This is a genomic window from Draconibacterium sediminis (assembly GCF_000949475.1).
Lineage (GTDB): Bacteria > Bacteroidota > Bacteroidia > Bacteroidales > Prolixibacteraceae > Draconibacterium > Draconibacterium sediminis.
In genome coordinates this window covers 1,501,290-1,520,678 of sequence record NZ_JRHC01000001.1, presented here as the reverse complement: position 1 = coordinate 1,520,678, position 19,389 = coordinate 1,501,290, and the positions used below count along the sequence as shown (strand labels likewise).

Sequence of the window (19,389 nt, the reverse complement as noted above, 5' to 3'; positions counted from 1 at the left end):
CGGTTAAATAAACCGTTTCCCCTGCCACGTATCACGCTCTTTTAAGCGTTTTTCCACTTTGGCAACAAACTCAAAATTCTTTAATCCCCATTTTGGGGCGATCAGCATTTCGGGTGGCGCCTGGCTGATAAAACGTTCAACTATGATTTCGGGATTTAAAAGCTCCAGGTAATCGATAACCAAATCAATGTATTCGTCGGCAGTGTACAGATCGAAATTTTCAGGGTGTTGCTGAAACTGTTTTTCAAGCAGCGTGTTTTTGTGAATTTGCAACTGGTGCAACTTTAAGTTTTTTACCGGCAGTTTCGATATTGTTTTTGCCTGATCAAGCAATTCTTCGCGTGTTTCGCCCGGCAAACCAAGAATCATGTGTGCACAATTGTTAATGCCACGTTTAGCAGTTTCCTCAATTGCCCATGCCGCTTCGGCAAACGAGTGCCCGCGGTTAATGCTGTCCAAAGTCCTGTCGAGGTGCGATTCGACTCCCAACTCCACCATTACATACACTTTTTTGCTGAGTTCGGCCAGGTAGTCCAGCAATTCCGGGTAGATACAATCAGGGCGTGTTGATATAACCAATCCAACTACTTTTGGATGTTCCAGCGCTTCTTCGTACAAACGCTTCAAGTCCTCAATAGGCGCGTAAGTATTGGTATACGCCTGAAAATAGGCCAAAAACCGCATCGACTTATATTTCCTGGCAAAAAAAGCAATGCCTTTTTCCACCTGGCTGGTTACGCTATTCTCCAGGTTGCAATAGGTGGGTTTAAACGTTTTGTTGTTGCAATAAGCGCATCCGCCGGTACCTTTTGTCCCGTCGCGGTTAGGGCAGGTAAAGCCGGCATCTATCGATACTTTTTGCACCCGCTCTGAAAAAAGCGCTCTGAAATAAGTTGGAAAATCATTGTATCTCCTGTCGTGTCCCCAGCTGTATGTTCCGTTTTGCATCCCCGTTTATTTGAAATTGCAAAAGTACGTAAAATTGTGAATCCGGATTTTCTTCATAAAACTTATCAACAACTCTTGAAAACTTTCCGCGAATATCAACGGTTTTGCTTTTCAAATACAGCTTCAAATCTTTATTTTTAAGGAAAAATCAGGCAGATATGTTCTCAGATAAAGATAAGCAGCAAATTCAACAGCGCGGGAGTAAACTCGAAACCGTGCAAAATCAGATCGAAAATTTCAAAAAAGGCTTCCCCTACCTCGCAATTGAAGACGCCGCTTCGGTAGGAAAAGGCATTATTCGTTTAAGCCCCGAAGATTTGAAAAAACGTGGCGAACGTTATGATGCCAAAATTGCAGAAGGAACAAAAGCCTTAAAATTTGTACCTGCATCGGGTGCCGCAAGCCGCATGTTTAAAGCACTTTTCCAGGCTTTGGAAGACTTCGAAAATCAACCACACGAAGATGTACTTGCCGCCAACAGAGATGCTGCGCAATATGTTACCGAGCTCAACAAATTTGCTTTTGCTGAAGAACTAAAAAAGGCCGTTGCTGATGCCGGAGAGCAACTTTCTGCTATGAATAAACTGGACTATCTGCTAAACGAAAAAGGATTGAATTACGGTGCCAAACCAAAAGGGTTGCTTAAATTTCATTCGTATGAAGACGGGGCAAGGACTCCTTTTGAGGAACACCTGGTGGAAGGCGCAAAATACGCCGCCGACAAAGACGGTAAAGCCAGTCTGCACTTTACTGTTTCGCCCGAACATCAACCGGGATTTGAAACTTTGCTGGCCGAAATAAAAGAAAGGTACGAAGAACAGTTGGGTGTTGAATTTGATGTTACTTTCAGCCAGCAAAAACCTTCGACCGACACGATTGCTGTTGACTTGGCAAATGAACCTTTCCGAAATTCTGACGGTAGTTTGTTGTTTCGTCCGGGTGGCCACGGTGCGTTAATCGAGAATCTGAACGACCTGGATGCCGATATTATCTTCATAAAAAACATCGACAATGTAGTTCCTGATCGTTTGAAACAGCCAACAATCGACTTCAAAAAAGGCCTGGCCGGTGTGTTGTTAAAACACCAGGAAAAGCTGTTTTATTATCAGAATGAATTAAACGAGAAACATTATACAGCGCTTAGTAGTAATTTTTTGGCCGAAGCCGCCAACTTTTTGGAGTTTACGCTGAATACCAAACCGGCTAAAAATCATTATTACACCGAGCGCGAAGAACTTTATCAATACCTGAAAGAAAAATATAACCGCCCATTGCGCGTTTGCGGAATGGTAAAAAATGAAGGCGAACCGGGTGGCGGACCGTTTTGGGCAATGAATGCCGACGGAACCATTTCGTTGCAGGTAGTTGAAAGCTCGCAGATCGATCCGGACAGTATTCAACAACAGGATATTGTTCACCACGCTACTCACTTTAATCCGGTTGATCTGGTTTGTGCAGTAAAAAATTACAGAGGAGAAAAATACGATCTCACCCAATTTACCGACCCGGCAACCGGTTTTATTTCGCAAAAATCGAAAGACGGAAAAGAGCTGAAAGCACAGGAGTTGCCGGGCTTGTGGAACGGAGCGATGAGCAACTGGAACACCCTTTTTGTAGAGGTGCCGATTGAAACATTCAACCCGGTAAAAACGGTGAACGACCTGTTGCGCGATCAACACTTGTAAGATTGTTTTTGAGATTCGGGCCGAATTATTAATTTCGCGAACTTAATATACGATGAACGAGGAAAGAGATAATTGGAGGGAAGAGGATATTAGTGAAGCACTTAAGCGTTTTAAGAGCTCTTTGGTCTCAGGACGTGCAAAGTATTTCGATGTGTCGGAATTTGAAGGAATTGTTGAGCAACTAATGGAAGAAGGCGATTTGCAGTCATCTGAAATTGCGGCTAAACAAGGCATACAAATCCACCCGAATGCTGTTCCTCTTCATTTAAAATATGCGCAAATTCTGCTGAGCAAAGGCAAATACGACCAGGCTCAGAAATACCTCGATTTTGCTGAAAGAGTTGAAAACACCAATCCCGATGTTCACCTGTTAAGAGGTTCGGCATCGTTGATTATGGGCAACGAAGATCTTGCAAAAGCATCATTCAAAAAAGCAATCAAAGTCGGAAACGGAGAAACCGACGATATTTTATATCACGTTGGTTCGGCGTTTGTGCAAATTGGCGAAATAAGTGAGGCCATCTCCTATTTCAAAAAAGCGCTAAAACTGAATCCAAAACACGAACTGGCACTTTACGATCTTGCATTTTTTACCGACCAGATTGGCGATTACAAAAACAGTATTAAGTATTACAATCGTTTTATTGATTACGATGTATACAATTACTCTGCATGGTTTAACCTGGGTATTGTTTACAACAAAGCCGACATGCACGACAAAGCCATTGAGGCTTATGAGTACACCCTGGCCATTAACGAGAATTTCCATATGGCCCTGTTCAATATCGGAAACGCGCTGGCCAATTCAGGACGTTTTAAAGAGGCCATTGATAAATACAGGGAATTTCTGGAGTTTGACCCGGATAACGACGATGCCTACTGCTACATTGGCGAGTGTTATCTGAACCTGGATGACCAGTTATTATCGGAGCACAATTACCAAAAAGCAATTTCGATAAATCCGGAGAACGATACCGCTCATTTTGGTGTGGGGCTGATTATGTGGATCGCTAAAAAGTACGACAGAAGTATCGACTACATCAACAAGGCCATAAAAATCGACAAGCAAAATTCGGAATATTGGCTGACGTTAGGTAAAGTTAGCAGCGATGCCGAATACCTGGATGATGCAATAAAAGCATATAAACAAGGCGCACGTGTTGATGCTGAAAATACCGAGATTTGGCTCACATGGGCCGAGACCTTGATGAAGAACGGTGATACAAACGGTGCCATCCGAATTCTGAAAAAGGCGATCGACAATAACGACGACTCAATGCTAAAATACCGCCTGGTGGCCATATTGCTCGGGAACCGGAAACGCAAGGAAGCATATGAATGGTTGCGTTCGGCAATGCTGCAGGATTTTGAAAACATCAATTACCTGTTCGATATTTACCCGAGAGCTTTAAAAAGTAAGCAGCTTAAAAAGGTTGTCGACGATTTCCGCCGGGGGGATAAATAAACAATTAAGGATTATTCTTTATCCAATTTATTAAATCCCCGATCAAAATCAGCAGCTGGGAGTCAACCTTCTTCTTCGAATCCCTGTTTTACAATTTGTTTTTGTATTTTGGCATCCCGAAATTAAAATTATACTAATTGTAATGTAAAATGCCGCAAAGCAAATTTTACATTTTACAATGGTTAATGCCGATAGACTGAAAAAGGAACATTTTGACTGAAAGAAAAAATGCGACATTTTGAAGCTAATAGGTATTTACACCGTTACAAATTCAGACCATAAATGAACAGATCAGCAAAAGATTATTTTACACTGGTATTAAAAGGAATGGCAATGGGTGCTGCCGATGTGGTACCGGGCGTTTCCGGCGGAACAATTGCCTTTATAACCGGTATTTACGAAGAATTGATTAACTCGATAAAGTCAATCAATTTAACCGCTATTAAACTCTTATTCAGTTTTAAACTGGCTGAGTTTTGGAACGCCATTAACGGAACATTTCTTATCAGTGTATTCATCGGAGTAGGCATCAGTGTTTTCTCACTGGCCAAAGGGCTGGAATATTTGCTACACCACTATCCTATCTTAGTGTGGTCGTTCTTTTTCGGATTGATCGTTGCATCAGCTATTTATGTGGCGCGCTCCATAAAACGGTGGAAAGCCGATACCATTATTGGCGGTTTGGCCGGAATTGTAATTGCCTACCTGATTACAGTTATCACACCTGCCGAAGCTAACACCAGCTACTGGTTTATTTTTCTGTCGGGAGCCATTGCAATTTGCGCCATGATCCTACCGGGAATTTCAGGTAGTTTTATTTTGGTACTGCTGGGCATGTACAAATTCATCCTATCGGCAGTTGGCGATGTGAATATTGCTGTTATCCTTACTTTCCTTATTGGAGCTGCAGTTGGCATCATTGCTTTTTCAAATGTATTATCGTGGCTACTGAAAAAATATCACAATACTACAATTGCCGTGTTAGCTGGTTTTATGGTAGGATCGCTAAACAAAGTATGGCCGTGGAAAGAAGTTACACAAACAATAATCGACCGTCACGGTGAACTAAAACCCATCGCCGAACGTAATATCTTACCCGCCACATACGAGCAAATTACAGGACACGAAGCCTGGTTGCTTGGTGCAATTCTACTGGCAATTGCCGGATTTGCACTCATTTTTGTTGTTGAAGGAATTGGAAAGAAATTGAAGAAGTAAACTGGTTTCCGGATACTTGATTCTTGATTCTTGATACTTGATACTTGATACTCACGACTCAATACTTATAAAATGAAAAGATACGGATTATTAGGCTACCCACTCACCCACTCATTCTCGAAACGATATTTTACCGAACGATTTGAAACAGAAAAGATAGATTCAACTTATGACAATTTCGAAATCGATTCGATCACTAAATTCCCGGAGGTGGTAAAAGACAACCCGGAAGTGATTGGGTTTAACGTTACCATTCCGTACAAAGAGCAGGTAATTCCTTATTTGGATGAACTGAATGATTCGGCTAAAGAGATTGGTGCTGTTAATACCATTCGTGTTACACGGACTGAAAATGGTGTGCATTTAAAAGGATTTAATACCGACACTTTTGGTTTTGAATCATCGTTGAAACCGCTTTTAAAAGATCATCATAAAAAAGCACTGATTCTTGGAACAGGTGGTGCTTCAAAAGCATTAAAATATGTTCTTAAAAAATTGGGAATCGAATATATTTCAGCATCGATTGAAGAGTTAAAGGAAAATGAGATTCGTTACGAAGACATCGATGAGCAGTTAATATGCGAGCGTTTGCTGATCATTAATGCCACTCCACTGGGAACCTATCCAAAAGTTGATACTTTCCCGAATATTCCTTACGAATTTATTACTGATAAACATTTGCTTTTTGATCTGGTTTACAATCCTGAGGTAACACAGTTTATGGCCAAAGGACAAGCCAACGGAGCCACTGTTAAAAACGGCTACGAGATGTTGCTGAACCAGGCAAAAAAGTCTTATGAGATTTGGAACGCGGAAGAGTAGGTATTCAGTGATCAGTCACAGTATACAGTTTTCAGATATCTGCGTACTTAAACTTGAAACTAGTAACTCGTAGCTCGCAACTAAAGAACATGGATAAAACAAAAGTACTTTTTGTATGTCTCGGAAATATTTGCCGCTCGCCAAGTGCAGAGGCAGTATTCAACGGCGTTGTAAAAAAAGCAGGTTTAAGCAAACAGTTTGAGGTGGATTCTGCAGGAACATCGGGCTGGCATGCCGGCGAACCTGCCGACAAAAGAATGCAATCACACGCCATACGCCGCGATTATAATTTAACATCGCTTTCCAGGAAGTTTGATCCGCATTCCGATTTCGATTATTTCGATTACATTATCGGGATGGACGACAGCAATATGCAGAACTTAAAAAGTATGGCCCGCAATGGTAACGACCTGCAAAAGCTGCACAAAATGACAGATTTTTGCAGCGATGGTCAATACGACGAGGTTCCGGATCCGTATTACGGTGGAGCCGAAGGTTTTGAGCTGGTACTCGATCTGCTGGAAGATGCTTGCGAGGGGCTGTTAGAAAAAATAAGTTAAAGTTTCGTTTTCCTCGAACGTTACTTTCATCCCCCTATCCCCCTTCGAAGGGGGAAGCGACGAAGGAACGGGGGATGAAAAAACTTTATAAGTAGTTCTGTTTTTATTCAAAGTGGTAAAGAAAATTTACCAAACAATCGTAAGCAGGTTTGCGTTCACCTTCAATGTCAACCACAATTTTCACCTGAATTTTAGCAATTCCACGCAGGTTTTTAATGTCGTTTAACGATACCGTTGCCCTGATTTTGTCGTTCACTTTTACCGGCTGCTGAAAACGTAAACTCTCGATACCGTAATTTACGATCATCTTTACATTTCTTACATCAACAACATTGTACCACAGATAAGTCAGCATCGACAAGGATAAATAGCCATGTGCAATGGTGGTTTTAAACGGCGATTCTTTGGCTGCACGCTCCGGATCGGTATGTATCCACTGGTAATCGAGCGTGGCATCTGCAAATTTATCTATCTGCTCCTGAGTTATTTGAACATAATCTGAAACTCCAATAACCTGCCCCAAAAGGGCTTCAAACTCTTCGTAGTTGTTGATAATTCGTTTTTCCATTGAAAAAATAATTCTGGTAAATGATGTGCCAAGTTAATCCTTTTTCCGCAAGTATAGCAGTTTTCAGTGTTGCGAATCCTTAGTTTTTATAAAGCTTTCACAAAGAAAAACTGAACTTTTATACTTTATGTTCCATTTTTAAAACGACTTTGAAGTTATATTGAAAAATTCAGACCTACACGTCCGGTTTTTATCAGAAAATGGTCACCTTTGCATTTCAATTTATCGCATGAGAAATCTTTTCCGAACAACAACATTCCTGGCAATTGTTGCCTGCCTTTTTTGGTCGACCGCCTTTGCGGGAGTAAAAATCGGGCTGGAATATCATAGTCCGTTCCAGTTTGCAGGTATCCGTTTTACTATATCCGGCCTTCTTATGTTTTTGTATTTCGGAAAACCAAAACGCTATTTTTCAGAATTAAAACACAACCTGAAATTTATCCTGTTGCTCTCAGTGGTGCAAATATTTGCACAATATGCGCTGTTTTACAGTGGTATAAATTTACTTCCCGGTTCCTTATCGGCAATGATCGTGGGATCGCAACCGCTTTTTATAGCACTGGTGGCACACTACTCGTTTAGCAACGATAAAATGACCCCGCTAAAAACGTTTAGTATATTAATTGGCGTGGTAGGTATTGCCATCATCACACTGGGCCGCTCGAAGGTTGAGATGACCGGCTACCTGGAATATATTGGCATTATAATACTACTGGTTAATAATATTGTATCAGGCTATTCCAATGTAATTGTCGCGAAACACTCAGGCACAATATCACCGGTTGTTTTAAGCTCCACTTCGCTCATTATCGGAGGTTTGATGCTATCCATTGTTTCCATTCCTGTTGAAGGCATTCATCTGGGGCCATTTCCTCCAAAATACTGGTACGCTTTGGCGTGGCTGAGCTTTTTATCAGCAGCTGCCATTACTATTTGGTATTCATTACTGAAACGTCCGGGCGTAAAAGTCTCGTTACTAAATGTGTGGAAATTTCTGATTCCCGTTTCAGGTGCAGCACTCAGCTGGATTTTGTTGAGCAACGAAAAAGCAGATCTCGTTTCAATTGTTGGCATGATGATAATTGCGGTGTCGTTGCTTAGCCTGAATTATGCCAACCGCAGAGAACAAAAAATGGCCGCCCAAAAGGAGCAGAAATAGCTCTTCTTTAACAGATTACTTTCCAACATGATATTTTGGATTTTGACCCCGCCCCTAAAGGGTGAATCCAAAAAATCAATCTGGTTCCCTTTAGGGATTAGGGTAATACAGATTGATTTTGTGCACAGTTAAATGATTCTGTCAAATTAAAATTACTCTTCCAAAATCAACAATTCTATTTTCCTGAAATCGGTACCATGACTTTCAGCCTGAATGGATATCGTTCCGCCGCTGATTATTTCATTGCCATCGGCCGGCAATAATTTTTCGAAATACTGATCACGTGGATCCAGTTGTGGCTTTTCGTAACTCAGCACTTCCTCTCCATCAACAAAATGACGAATCACTTCTCCGCCGTGCACTTCCACTTCAACACTTACCCACTCGTCATCATATTGTGTTTTCGATTTTGAATCGGTGCAGTGCTGCTCCCATAACTCGCCGTTTAAAATCACATTGGTTCCGGGAGTACAAAGGTTCATGGTTGAACGTTCACCTTGTCCGGTTACGCCGCCCAACAACTGCACTTCAATTGATGTTGGAAAATCCTGATCCAACTCCATCGACTCGGCACTTTGTCCGTGAATCATCAAACCGTTGTTTCTGAATGCCCAGCCGGGTCCGTTTTTGGCCTGTTCACCAATAAACCGGTACTCAACGCGCAAACGGTAATGCGAAAATTCATCTTTGTAAAATAAGTGGCCAAATTTACCATTCCACTCTTCCCAGTTCTGATACGACACCCGAAGCAAACCATCTTCAACCCGGAAAGTGTTATTATAATTTTCGCCCAGCACCTCGCCTTTGAATTTTACCTGCCAGTCGTTTAAATCTTTCCCATTGAAAAGTTGAATCCACTCCTCGCCCGATTTTTCAGCCTTTTGTTGTGTTTTCGGTTTTGAGTTGCATGCCGAAAGAACTACCGAACACGCCACTAATGCCACAAGGATAAACTTATACGTAGTTGTCATCATCAATATTTTTAATTGGTTTAGTAATGCTCAGTAAAGATAAACTATTATCCAAAAAACAAAAATTAACCATTTGGTTAAACTATTTGGTTATTTTCTTGGATATTTAAATTTAAGCGCCTACTTTTGACCAACTGGTTAAACTATTTAGTTAATTACATTTCATGACAAACATAAAAAAAGACAATACCGAGGAAAAAATCCTGAGCGCCGCACAAACTGTTTTTATTCGGAAAGGAATGGATGGAGCACGCATGCAGGAAATTGCCGATGAAGCCGGGATAAACAAAGCATTGCTTCACTATTATTTTCGTTCGAAACAACAGTTGTTTAACGCTACGTTCGAAAGTCTTTTTTCCAAAATAATACCCAATGTAATGCGCATGGTTCAGTCGGACCAACCGATTGAAGTAAAGCTGGAATTCTTTATTGAAAATTACATTGATGTGTTAATGAAAAACCCTTTCCTGCCAACTTTTATCCTAAAAGAAATTCACCAGGATCCGGAGTTTTTGGAAGGATTGATTAGAAGCAGCGGACTGGAACCCAAAAAAGTTGTTGAGATGTTCAAAAACGAAATAGAGAAGGGGACTATTCGAACTATGGACCCACGCGACCTATTGATTAGCATACTTAGTTTAATCATATTTCCGATTGCCTCAAAACCTCTACTGTCGCTGTTGTTTTTTGATGATGACCCAAAAAGCTACAACGAATTTATCGAAAAAAGAAAAGTAACCGTAAAGGAGTTTGTCCTTCACTCAATCCTGATAAAATGAGAAAGATCCTGATTCTATTGTTATTTCCGGTTCAGTTGGCAGTTGCCCAAAACAACGTTCAATTAGACAGTTGTTATGTGTGGGCACGGCAAAACTATCCCAACCTGAAACAGACGGAATTGTGGAAAGAAATTAATTCGCTTTCCATACAAAACCACGAAACCAATTACCTGCCGCAGGTAACGCTGAATGGGCAGATCAGTTATCAATCGGCAGTAACCGAGGTTCCTGTTTCAATGCCCGGAATATCAATTCCAACTGTATCGAAAGATCGTTACAATGCTTACGCCGAGTTGCAACAAACCATTTGGGACGGTGGACTTACCAAAACAAACAAAACCCTTGAAACGGCCATTTTGAACAGCAACCTTAGTCAACTTGAGGTGGAACTCTATAAACTGAACGAGCAGGTTGCACAAGCGTTTTTCACAACTTTGGTTGTCGACCAGCAAAAAGAGGTGATTCTCGCTCAAATAAAAACCATTGATGAACAATTGAGCCGCGTTGAATCTGGAATCCGTAACGGAGTGACTGAACCTTCGGCTGCTATGGTATTAAAAGCCGAGCGAATAAACCTCGAACAAAATATAGTAGAGCTGGACGCTGCAAAAAATGCATCGCGCCAAATGCTTGAATTGCTGACAGGCAAGCAGTTTGATAAAAACGGAACATTCACCTATCAAACCAACTTTTCATTCAATTCAGAATTGCTACGCCCGGAATTACAATTGCTGGGTAATCAACGTGAACAGTTGGTGGTTCAAAGCAATATGCTTTCCAAAACCAGAAACCCGAAACTTTTCGGATTTGGCCAGTTAGGTTATGGCAAACCGGGATTAAACATGTTACTCGACGAATTTAAAGGATACTACCTTTTTGGTGTGGGCGTTTCGTGGAATGCCTTCGACTGGAAACAAACTTCGCGACAGCAACAGATTCTCAAATTACGGCAAGAAATGCTTCAAAGCCAGGAAGCCACATTTATACAAAACCTCAATCTTTTACTTATTCAACAAAAAGAGCAGATTGGGAAACTGGAACAATTAATCAGCAACGATGAAAAACTGGTAGAACTGCGTTCCGGGATTACGAAAGCCGCCGCCTCAAAATTGGAGAATGAAACAATTACCACTTCCGACTATGTTCAGGAATTGCAAGCAGAAACAATAGCAAAACTAAAACAGGAACTACACAAAATTCAACTGAACGAAGCCCGGGAAAAATATGTCCTCATTAAAGGAAAAACCTTACCGGGCACATTAACACAGAACTAAACAACAAGCAAAACATCATTACCATGAAAAAGATACTATACATTTTTTCTCTGCCATTTCTTTTTATGGCCTGCCAAACGAATAACGACACGGCTGATGCTTATGGCAATTTCGAAGCAGAAACAGTTATTGTTTCTGCTGAAACTCCGGGAAAGATCCTTGAACTAAATGTTGACAAAGGCGATAAAATTGAAGCCGGTTATTCTGCTGCTCTCATCGATACTGTTCAACTGCACTTACAGCTGTTACAACTTGATGCACAACAAACTGCGGTAGTGGCCAAACGTAAGTCGACTCAGTCGCAAATTGCCGTTTTCGAGGAGCAAAAGACCAACCTAAAGATCAACGAGGAACGTATTCAGAAAATGCTGAATGACGGAGCCGCTACTCAAAAGCAACTTGACGATATTCAGGGACAGATCAGTGTGATCGACAAACAGATTGCCAATACAAAAACGCAATTTACACTCATCAGCAAAGAGCAGGAAGTTTTGGAAGCACAAAAAGCTTCGGTAAGCGATCAGTTAAATCGTTGCAACATAAAATCACCCGTTTCGGGAACCATATTGGAAACCTACGCCGAACAAGGAGAACTAACCGCTGCCGGTAAATCCCTCTTTAAAATTGCCGATATCAGCGAACTGGAACTAAAAGTGTATGTAAGCGGCGCCCAGCTGCCCCATGTAAAACTTGGTCAGCAACTTGACGTATTGGTCGATCAGAATGCTACCGAAAACCAACATTTCACCGGAACGATTACCTGGATTTCATCGGAAGCAGAATTTACACCAAAGATCATTCAAACCAAGGAGGAACGTGTAAAACTGGTATATGCCGTTAAAGTAAGCGTAAAGAATGACGGAACCTTGAAAATTGGAATGCCTGGTGAGGTTAGTTGGCAGTGACCAGTCGCAGTAATCAGTCACAGTTAGCAGTTTCAGTTAGCAGTTTCAGTTAGCAGTAAAAACAAAAATACATATTATGGATTTTAAACATTTAATCGCATATCAAAAGGCATTTAAACTGGCTATGGATATTTTTGAGGTTTCCAAAACATTTCCAAAAGAAGAAAAGTACTCACTGACCGATCAAATTAGAAGATCTTCCCGTTCAACATGTACCAACATCGCTGAAGCGTATCGTAAAAGACGATATCCAAAACACTTTTTAAGCAAACTAACCGACTCCGATGGCGAAAACAGCGAAACTGCAACCTGGCTTGATTTTGCTTTTTCCTGCAACTATCTGAGCAATGACATTCATGAAACATTATACAACGAATGTGTGGAAATTGGAAAACTCTTAAATTACATGATGAGTAACCCTGAAAAATTTGGAAGTAGCAAAGTGCTGGACTGAAAACTGAGACTGAGACTGAATACTAAAAAGATGATTGAAATAAACAACATAACTAAGTCATACAAAGAAACCAAGGCACTTTCGGGTATCAATCTAAACGTGGATGAAGGAGAACTTTTTGGATTGATCGGACCTGACGGTGCCGGGAAATCAACTTTAATCCGCATTCTTATGACTCTGCTTTTGCCTGATTCCGGTGAAGCAAAACTTGATGGCCTCGATGTGGTTAAAAATTACAAACATATCCGCAAAATGGTTGGTTACATGCCGGGGCGGTTTTCACTCTATCAGGACCTAAGCGTGGAAGAAAACCTGAACTTTTTTGCGACTGTTTTTGGCACCACCGTTGAGGAAAATTACGATTTGATTCGTGACATTTATTACCAGATTGAGCCGTTTAAAACTCGCCGGGCCGGAAAACTGTCGGGCGGAATGAAACAAAAGCTGGCGCTTTCGTGTGCCTTAATTCATAAACCCAAAATTCTGGTGCTCGACGAACCAACAACCGGTGTGGATGCAGTTTCGCGTAAAGAGTTTTGGGAAATGCTGAAAAACCTTCAGGAAAAAGGCATCACCATTTTGGTATCAACACCCTATATGGACGAAGCAGACCTTTGCGACCGGGTGGCACTGATCCAAAACGGACAGATTCTCGATGTAGATTCTCCCAAACGCATAACGGATAAATTTCCACGAAAAATTATTCAGGTGGGAGCCCAAAATATGTACAAACTCATCAACGATTTACGTGCTTACAAAAAAGCAGAAGCTGTTTATGCTTTTGGTCAGTTTGCCCATTTTACGGGTTTCAATGATGAAGTAGAAACCATAGAACTCGAAGGTTATTTGCAAAACCTTGGTCATGAGAAAATAATTGCAGAAGAAATTCCGGCCGGCATTGAAGATGTTTTTATGAGTTTAATGGAACAATGAGAAGTCGCAGTTGACAGTCGCAGTAAACAGTAAAATAAAAATAAATAGCATGGATTTTAAAGAATTAATCGTATATCAAAAAGCTTTTAAATTGGCGATGGACATTTTTGAGATTTCGAAATCTTTTCCCAAAGAAGAGCAGTATTCACTTACCGATCAAATACGACGATCTTCCCGTTCAACATGCACTAACATTGCAGAAGCTTATCGAAAAAGACGATATCCAAAACACTTCTTAAGCAAGCTTACCGACTCCGATGGAGAAAACAGCGAAACTGCAACCTGGCTTGATTTTGCATTCGCCTGTGAATACCTGAACAATGACATTCATAAGAAACTATATAACGAATGTGTGGAAATTGGTAAACTGTTAAATTATATGATGAACCATCCTGAGAAATTCGGAAGCGCCCCGGTTCTTTAACTGTAAACTGAACCTGATTACTGGGACTGCATTCTGAGACTGAATACTGAGACTGAATACTGAGACTGCAAACTATCTATCATGGAAAAAGAAACAATCATTTCAGCAAGAAACCTGATAAAGAAATTTGGGCATTTTACGGCAAACGACAACCTGACGTTTGAAGTAAAAAAGGGTGAGATCTTCGGGTTTCTGGGAGCGAACGGTGCCGGTAAAACAACGGCAATTCGAATACTTTGTGGCCTTTCGTCACCAACATCGGGTGAGGTGAAAGTTGCAGGTTTTGATATTTACCATGAAACTGAAAAGATCAAAAAGAATATCGGTTACATGAGTCAGAAGTTTTCGTTGTATGAAGACCTGACAATTTCGGAGAACATTAAATTATATGCAGGGATTTATGGAATTGGCCGTAAACAGCGTAAAGTAAAAGAAGCTGAGCTGTTACAAAAGCTTGAACTGGAGAAGGTAAAAAACAAACTTATCGGCGATCTGCCCTTGGGATGGAAACAAAAACTGGCTTTTTCAGTGGCTATTTTTCACGACCCAAAAATTGTGTTTCTTGATGAACCAACCGGAGGTGTTGACCCGGTTACACGACGTAAATTCTGGGATTTGATTTACGAAGCAGCACATAACGGTATTACCGTTTTTGTAACTACACATTACATGGACGAAGCCGAATATTGCGATCGCGTTTCGATAATGAATGCCGGGAAAATTGAAGCACTCGACACGCCGGCAAAACTGAAAGAAAAATACAAGGCAACAAACATGGACGAGGTGTTTTTGAAGATAGCAAGATAGCTAAGAGTTTCGAGAAACGAGTTTCGAGTAAAAAAGCCTCTGCATAAGCATACTCGGAACTCGCGGCTTGCAACTAAATACTAAAAAAATGAAACAACTAAAGTCATTCATAAAAAAAGAATTCTTCCACATTTTTCGCGATCCGCGGACGATGCTGATACTTTTTGGCATTCCGGTAGCGCAACTGCTGGTTTTCGGAACAGTGATTAAAAGCGAAATCAAGGATGTGCACATTGCCATTTACGACCAATCGAAAGATGAAACAACACTTGAGATCACCAATAAACTGCTGTCGTCGGGCTATTTTATATTAGATAAAAACCTGGATAACCTTGACGATATCGATGCCATTTTCAGAAAAGGTAAAGTGCGCGAGGTAATTGTTTTTGAGAACAATTTCGGACAAACACTAGGGAAAGAAGGAATCGCCAAAATGCAGCTGATCGCCGATGCATCCGATCCGAACATCGCCAAACTGGCCATTTCGTACACAACTGCTATCGTGAACGACTACATACGAAAACTGTATCCCGAAATGCAGCTGCCTATGCAAATTACACCCGAAGTACGCATGTACTTTAACGAAGAAATGAAAAGTGCTTACATGTTCGTTCCGGGAGTAATGGCGCTGATTTTAATGCTCATTTCGGCTATGATGACATCCATTTCTATCACCCGCGAAAAGGAATTGGGGACGATGGAAATTCTGCTTGTTTCACCACTTCGCCCTGTGCAAATAATTGTTGGCAAGGTACTCCCCTATCTTTTACTTTCAATCGCCAATGCCTTTATTATAGTGCTAATCGGGCATTTTGTATTTGGTGTCCCCGTAAATGGCAGTTTCATTTTACTGATGCTGGAAACCATTCTATTTATTCTGATGGCACTGTGCCTCGGAATTCTAATCTCCACAGCAGCAAAAAACCAAATGGCAGCCATGTTTATTTCGATGATTGGGTTAATGCTACCCACCATCCTTTTATCGGGTTTTATTTTCCCAATAGAAAATATGCCCGTAGTACTTCAATATTTCAGTCACATAATGCCCGCCCGTTATTTTATCACGATCGTAAGAACCATTATGCTGAAAGGAACCGGCATCCTTTTTATTTGGAAAGAGACAGCTGTTTTAATTGCGATGACATTGTTTTTTATAGCGGTTAGTGTGAAGAAGTTTAAGATTAGGTTGGAGTAAAAGAAGTGACGAGTTTCGAGAACCGAGTGGCGAGTAATTAGATAAAGAATAGTAACCTTTAAATAATTAAATATGAAAAACTTTAAGAATCTAAAAGTATGGCAGAAAGGAATTGAACTAGTTGTTGATGTTTACAAGAAAACAAACAATTTTCCGAATGAAGAATTATACGGATTAACCAGTCAGATTAAACGCTCAGCAATTTCTATTCCTTCCAATATTGCAGAAGGCTCAGGAAGAGGTTCAAAAAGAGATTTCAATAGATTTCTTGATATTTCTTTGGGCTCTTCTTTTGAACTGGAAACACAATTAATTATAGCCAAACGATTGGATTTTATAAATGAAGAGGACTTTTCCAGTCTCAATCAACAGCTCGACGAAGAGCAAAAAATGATAATTGGACTTCAAAAGAGTCTAAAATAATCCTTGGCAAACTCGTAACTCGCGCCTCGTAACTCGAAACTCATTCTATGAAGACAATACTCTACATACTACAAAAAGAATTCCGACAAATATTTCGGAACAAGACCATCCTGCCGATGATCTTTGTTGTGCCAATTATGCAAATGCTGATTTTGGTTTTTGCGGCAACTTACGACATGAAACGTATCGATCTGGTTGTGGTAGATCACGACATGTCAGAAAACTCAAGGCACTTGATCGCCAAATTTGATGGAATTCCTTTTTTTCATGTGCATCATTTAGAGCAGTCGGAGAAACTTGCGGAAGACAAGTTATTAAATGACGAAGCAGATGCAATTCTTGTTTTCCCGGTCGATTTTGAACGTAACCTCATCCGCGATGATGAGGCAAAAGTGCAACTTTTGATAAATGCTATCGAAAGTAATTCGGCGCAGCTGATTTATTCTTATTCGGCCAACATCATCAGCGATTTCAACAAAAACATTATTGCCGATTGGAAAGGAATCCCGGAATTTACACCACCCACAAAAGTTGAAATTACGGAGAACTACTGGTACAACCCGGAGCTGGATTACAAATGGTTTATGGCACCCGGTATTTTGGCCATTCTGGTTACCATCATTGGTATGTTTATGTCGGGGATGAACCTGGTGCGCGAAAAGGAAATTGGCACTATTGAGCAACTCAACGTAACACCGCTAAAAAAATACCAGTTTATTATTGGCAAACTTGTTCCGTTCTGGATAATCGGCTTGTTCGATCTGGCCTTTGGATTAACCATTGCCTGGATTGTTTTCGACCTCCCCATTGTTGGCAGTTTGTTCACCCTGTTTTTTATGGCCGGCATTTACCTCATCGGAGTGCTTGGCCTCGGCCTGTTTATCTCAACAGTAGCCGACACCCAACAGCAGGTTATGTTCGTCAGTTTCTTTTTTATGATGATCTTTATTCTGATGGGAGGAATTTTCACCCCGGTTGAAAGTATGCCCAACTGGGCACAAACCATCGACCGGCTTAACCCCATTTACTATTTTATGCGGGTAATGCGTATGGTTGTTTTAAAAGGCTCAAACATTTCCGACCTTTTGCGGGAACTCGTTTCCCTGTCGATTTTAGGAATTACATTCTTAAGCCTGGCTATTTGGCGTTACCGAAAAACGGCATAGCAATAGCTGTTAACCTTTTTATTCAGATATCGTTTATCTGTAAGCAGCATAATGGCATGAATTGTCGATTATTAAAGCAGTACTATGAACGAAGATTTTAGTCTGGAAATAAAAGAACGTGAATATTTTGAAGAGGGCATTTTTCGTGTGCTTGATAAACTGCATTCCGATTCTGCGAAGTTTATTACCCGCACCAACCGCCAGCACTTTTACATACATGAAGTACGCACAAACATAAAAAAAATAAGAGGTTTGTTGCGTTTGCTGCGACACGAAATCGGCGAAGACAACTACAACGAAATGAACAGCTACTACCGCGATCTGGCGCAAGAAGTAGCCCTGTTACGCGACGATACTTCACAAATTGAACTGCTCCAGGAAATAAAAGTTAAGTTGCGTAATCCTGCGGTTACAAAAGCGCTCGACAAAATTATATCCGAACATCGTAGAAAAAGAAAAAATGCATTTGAACATTTTAAACAATCCGGACACTCTCAAGACATAAAGCAGATGATACTGAGCCTGCAGCAAATGATGCATAGCCTGAATTTTGCAGGCAATCCGGAATCGTTCATTCTGAAAAGCCTGCAACATATTTATAAAAAAGCACGAGGCGCATTTGAAACCACCGAGTTTTTAAGTGATGATGAGATTTACCACTACTGGCGAAAACAGGTTAAATACCTGACCTACCATTTAATGCTGCTCAATCAAGCCTGGCCAAATTCAATACGTGTATACATTAGCGATTTGAGTTTATTGGGAAGTACGCTCGGAAAACTGCACGACCTGAATTTATTTCATGAGGCTATAAAAAACAAAAGCATTTTAATTCCCGATAAAGATTCACGCAAAAAGCTGATGCGGTACTTATACAACCGTCGGTCGGTTCTAAGAAAACGCGTTCAGGATCTAGGCGAACAATGTTTTACAGAAAGTAGCGACGCTTTTGCCCTGCGCATTTTCAAAAACTGGGAAAATGCGGTGATACATAAAAAACATCTAAAGCTTTTTAGTGGCCGCAAATCAAAGAATGACATTCAATGTGATTGCGACGGCAATTAAGCATCAGCTTCATTCGCCATTTCCAATAACTTCAAAGTAGTTTTCCAATTGCGGGTAGTTGCACTCACTTTCAATTGGCTCTCGAAAAAGTTATTGTTGAGTTTGGTTTTTCCATATCCATGCGGACAATACAAATAAATGGCGTCATCAGAAATCGCAAATTCCTCTCCGGCTTTTACATGAACACTGATTTTTTCATCATTCACATTTGCCGGATGTTCTTTCAAAAAAGTAACATGAAGGAATTGAGCATCCCGATTTCCATCACCTGCAAACGGATTGTTTTTAACGATATTCGCCAATTCCTTTTCATCTAAAACCAACACCGGCACATCAAATCCAAAGTCTTTTAGAATTTGTTTATTGATCAATTCTTCCAAATTATCGGAACTTGTCTCCTGATAACGAAAAATAACATTTCCGCTTTGAATGTAGGTCTGCACCTGTTCAAAACCAAGGCTGCTGAATGAGGATTTCAAAATATCCATCTTTATTTTGTTTTTCCCGCTAACATTTATTCCGCGCAAAATGGCCACATACGTTTTCATACCTCCATAACGTCAAGTCC

General features: G+C 40.7%; 21 protein-coding genes. 17 read left to right on the top strand and 4 right to left on the bottom strand.

Going from position 1 to position 19,389, the window contains the following annotated elements; genetic code table 11:
• Positions 1–3: 3 nt before the first annotated feature.
• Positions 4–948 (bottom strand): TIGR01212 family radical SAM protein, encoded by a 945-nt coding sequence (locus LH29_RS06310; RefSeq protein WP_045026873.1) that lies wholly within the window; start codon positions 946–948, stop codon positions 4–6.
• 158 nt (positions 949–1,106) lie between these two features.
• Here LH29_RS06310 and LH29_RS06305 point away from each other — a divergent pair, with 158 nt between their 5' ends.
• The 5 genes from LH29_RS06305 to LH29_RS06285 all read left to right on the top strand — a co-directional run bounded on the left by LH29_RS06305 (position 1,107) and on the right by LH29_RS06285 (position 6,698).
• Positions 1,107–2,633: a DUF4301 family protein gene (locus LH29_RS06305; protein WP_045026871.1), complete on the top strand. Its 1,527-nt coding sequence runs from the start codon at positions 1,107–1,109 to the stop codon at positions 2,631–2,633.
• Between the two features lie 52 nt (positions 2,634–2,685).
• The gene (locus LH29_RS06300) at positions 2,686–4,098 is read left to right on the top strand and encodes a tetratricopeptide repeat protein (RefSeq protein WP_045026870.1); all 1,413 of its coding nucleotides are present in this window, start codon (positions 2,686–2,688) and stop codon (positions 4,096–4,098) included.
• A gap of 282 nt (positions 4,099–4,380) precedes the next feature.
• Positions 4,381–5,316 carry a DUF368 domain-containing protein gene (locus LH29_RS06295; RefSeq protein WP_045026869.1) on the top strand — a complete coding sequence of 312 codons (936 nt, stop codon included), beginning with the start codon at positions 4,381–4,383 and terminating at the stop codon, positions 5,314–5,316.
• 72 nt (positions 5,317–5,388) lie between these two features.
• The gene (locus LH29_RS06290; RefSeq protein WP_045026868.1) at positions 5,389–6,138 is read left to right on the top strand and encodes a shikimate dehydrogenase family protein; all 750 of its coding nucleotides are present in this window, start codon (positions 5,389–5,391) and stop codon (positions 6,136–6,138) included.
• A gap of 53 nt (positions 6,139–6,191) precedes the next feature.
• Positions 6,192–6,698 (top strand): low molecular weight protein-tyrosine-phosphatase, encoded by a 507-nt coding sequence (locus tag LH29_RS06285; RefSeq protein WP_232302822.1) that lies wholly within the window; start codon positions 6,192–6,194, stop codon positions 6,696–6,698.
• Between the two features lie 103 nt (positions 6,699–6,801).
• On the opposite strand, the gene LH29_RS06280 is transcribed toward LH29_RS06285, so the two are convergent.
• Positions 6,802–7,266 (bottom strand): MaoC family dehydratase, encoded by a 465-nt coding sequence (locus tag LH29_RS06280; protein ID WP_045026866.1) that lies wholly within the window; start codon positions 7,264–7,266, stop codon positions 6,802–6,804.
• 229 nt (positions 7,267–7,495) lie between these two features.
• Here LH29_RS06280 and LH29_RS06275 point away from each other — a divergent pair, with 229 nt between their 5' ends.
• Complete coding sequence (locus LH29_RS06275) at positions 7,496–8,425, top strand: DMT family transporter (protein ID WP_052670635.1); 930 nt, start codon at positions 7,496–7,498, stop codon at positions 8,423–8,425.
• 152 nt (positions 8,426–8,577) lie between these two features.
• Here LH29_RS06275 and LH29_RS06270 read toward each other — a convergent pair whose 3' ends face one another.
• Positions 8,578–9,399, bottom strand: a complete 822-nt coding sequence (locus tag LH29_RS06270) for a 3-keto-disaccharide hydrolase (RefSeq protein WP_045026865.1) — start codon at positions 9,397–9,399, stop codon at positions 8,578–8,580.
• Positions 9,400–9,560: 161 nt separating this feature from the next.
• Here LH29_RS06270 and LH29_RS06265 point away from each other — a divergent pair, with 161 nt between their 5' ends.
• From LH29_RS06265 to LH29_RS06215, 11 genes are all read left to right on the top strand, one after another.
• Positions 9,561–10,175: a TetR/AcrR family transcriptional regulator gene (locus LH29_RS06265; protein WP_045026862.1), complete on the top strand. Its 615-nt coding sequence runs from the start codon at positions 9,561–9,563 to the stop codon at positions 10,173–10,175.
• The gene (locus LH29_RS06260) at positions 10,172–11,449 is read left to right on the top strand and encodes a TolC family protein (protein ID WP_045026860.1); all 1,278 of its coding nucleotides are present in this window, start codon (positions 10,172–10,174) and stop codon (positions 11,447–11,449) included. The genes LH29_RS06265 and LH29_RS06260 overlap by 4 nt, the downstream gene beginning before the upstream one ends.
• A gap of 23 nt (positions 11,450–11,472) precedes the next feature.
• Positions 11,473–12,354 carry an HlyD family secretion protein gene (locus LH29_RS06255; protein ID WP_045026857.1) on the top strand — a complete coding sequence of 294 codons (882 nt, stop codon included), beginning with the start codon at positions 11,473–11,475 and terminating at the stop codon, positions 12,352–12,354.
• A gap of 76 nt (positions 12,355–12,430) precedes the next feature.
• Positions 12,431–12,808, top strand: coding sequence for a four helix bundle protein (locus LH29_RS06250; RefSeq protein ID WP_045026854.1), 378 nt, complete (start codon positions 12,431–12,433; stop codon positions 12,806–12,808).
• Between the two features lie 30 nt (positions 12,809–12,838).
• Complete coding sequence (locus tag LH29_RS06245; protein ID WP_045026852.1) at positions 12,839–13,741, top strand: ABC transporter ATP-binding protein; 903 nt, start codon at positions 12,839–12,841, stop codon at positions 13,739–13,741.
• Positions 13,742–13,790: 49 nt separating this feature from the next.
• Complete coding sequence (locus LH29_RS06240; protein ID WP_045028824.1) at positions 13,791–14,165, top strand: four helix bundle protein; 375 nt, start codon at positions 13,791–13,793, stop codon at positions 14,163–14,165.
• Between the two features lie 81 nt (positions 14,166–14,246).
• Positions 14,247–14,972: an ABC transporter ATP-binding protein gene (locus tag LH29_RS06235; protein WP_052670633.1), complete on the top strand. Its 726-nt coding sequence runs from the start codon at positions 14,247–14,249 to the stop codon at positions 14,970–14,972.
• 88 nt (positions 14,973–15,060) lie between these two features.
• Positions 15,061–16,167 carry an ABC transporter permease gene (locus LH29_RS06230; protein ID WP_045026851.1) on the top strand — a complete coding sequence of 369 codons (1,107 nt, stop codon included), beginning with the start codon at positions 15,061–15,063 and terminating at the stop codon, positions 16,165–16,167.
• A 72-nt stretch (positions 16,168–16,239) separates the two neighbouring features.
• Positions 16,240–16,590, top strand: a complete 351-nt coding sequence (locus LH29_RS06225) for a four helix bundle protein (RefSeq protein WP_045026849.1) — start codon at positions 16,240–16,242, stop codon at positions 16,588–16,590.
• Positions 16,591–16,637: 47 nt separating this feature from the next.
• Positions 16,638–17,756, top strand: a complete 1,119-nt coding sequence (locus tag LH29_RS06220) for an ABC transporter permease (protein WP_045026847.1) — start codon at positions 16,638–16,640, stop codon at positions 17,754–17,756.
• A gap of 84 nt (positions 17,757–17,840) precedes the next feature.
• Entirely contained in the window at positions 17,841–18,821 is a 981-nt protein-coding gene (locus LH29_RS06215; RefSeq protein ID WP_045026844.1) for a CHAD domain-containing protein, read from the top strand.
• Here LH29_RS06215 and LH29_RS06210 read toward each other — a convergent pair.
• Entirely contained in the window at positions 18,818–19,369 is a 552-nt protein-coding gene (locus LH29_RS06210) for a DUF1697 domain-containing protein (protein WP_045026842.1), read from the bottom strand. The two genes, LH29_RS06215 and LH29_RS06210, sit on opposite strands and share 4 nt — an antisense overlap.
• Between the last annotated feature and the right edge of the window lie 20 nt (positions 19,370–19,389).

What these genes read in the sequence shown, in the direction of transcription:
- LH29_RS06310 (WP_045026873.1), bottom strand. Translation starts at nt 948, where the DNA reads ATGCAAAACGGAACATACAGCTGGGGACACGACAGGAGATACAATGAT.
- LH29_RS06305 (WP_045026871.1), top strand. Translation starts at nt 1,107, where the DNA reads ATGTTCTCAGATAAAGATAAGCAGCAAATTCAACAGCGCGGGAGTAAA.
- LH29_RS06300 (WP_045026870.1), top strand. Translation starts at nt 2,686, where the DNA reads ATGAACGAGGAAAGAGATAATTGGAGGGAAGAGGATATTAGTGAAGCA.
- LH29_RS06295 (WP_045026869.1), top strand. Translation starts at nt 4,381, where the DNA reads ATGAACAGATCAGCAAAAGATTATTTTACACTGGTATTAAAAGGAATG.
- LH29_RS06290 (WP_045026868.1), top strand. Translation starts at nt 5,389, where the DNA reads ATGAAAAGATACGGATTATTAGGCTACCCACTCACCCACTCATTCTCG.
- LH29_RS06280 (WP_045026866.1), bottom strand. Translation starts at nt 7,266, where the DNA reads ATGGAAAAACGAATTATCAACAACTACGAAGAGTTTGAAGCCCTTTTG.
- LH29_RS06275 (WP_052670635.1), top strand. Translation starts at nt 7,496, where the DNA reads ATGAGAAATCTTTTCCGAACAACAACATTCCTGGCAATTGTTGCCTGC.
- LH29_RS06270 (WP_045026865.1), bottom strand. Translation starts at nt 9,399, where the DNA reads ATGATGACAACTACGTATAAGTTTATCCTTGTGGCATTAGTGGCGTGT.
- LH29_RS06265 (WP_045026862.1), top strand. Translation starts at nt 9,561, where the DNA reads ATGACAAACATAAAAAAAGACAATACCGAGGAAAAAATCCTGAGCGCC.
- LH29_RS06260 (WP_045026860.1), top strand. Translation starts at nt 10,172, where the DNA reads ATGAGAAAGATCCTGATTCTATTGTTATTTCCGGTTCAGTTGGCAGTT.
- LH29_RS06255 (WP_045026857.1), top strand. Translation starts at nt 11,473, where the DNA reads ATGAAAAAGATACTATACATTTTTTCTCTGCCATTTCTTTTTATGGCC.
- LH29_RS06250 (WP_045026854.1), top strand. Translation starts at nt 12,431, where the DNA reads ATGGATTTTAAACATTTAATCGCATATCAAAAGGCATTTAAACTGGCT.
- LH29_RS06245 (WP_045026852.1), top strand. Translation starts at nt 12,839, where the DNA reads ATGATTGAAATAAACAACATAACTAAGTCATACAAAGAAACCAAGGCA.
- LH29_RS06240 (WP_045028824.1), top strand. Translation starts at nt 13,791, where the DNA reads ATGGATTTTAAAGAATTAATCGTATATCAAAAAGCTTTTAAATTGGCG.
- LH29_RS06235 (WP_052670633.1), top strand. Translation starts at nt 14,247, where the DNA reads ATGGAAAAAGAAACAATCATTTCAGCAAGAAACCTGATAAAGAAATTT.
- LH29_RS06230 (WP_045026851.1), top strand. Translation starts at nt 15,061, where the DNA reads ATGAAACAACTAAAGTCATTCATAAAAAAAGAATTCTTCCACATTTTT.
- LH29_RS06225 (WP_045026849.1), top strand. Translation starts at nt 16,240, where the DNA reads ATGAAAAACTTTAAGAATCTAAAAGTATGGCAGAAAGGAATTGAACTA.
- LH29_RS06220 (WP_045026847.1), top strand. Translation starts at nt 16,638, where the DNA reads ATGAAGACAATACTCTACATACTACAAAAAGAATTCCGACAAATATTT.
- LH29_RS06215 (WP_045026844.1), top strand. Translation starts at nt 17,841, where the DNA reads ATGAACGAAGATTTTAGTCTGGAAATAAAAGAACGTGAATATTTTGAA.
- LH29_RS06210 (WP_045026842.1), bottom strand. Translation starts at nt 19,369, where the DNA reads ATGAAAACGTATGTGGCCATTTTGCGCGGAATAAATGTTAGCGGGAAA.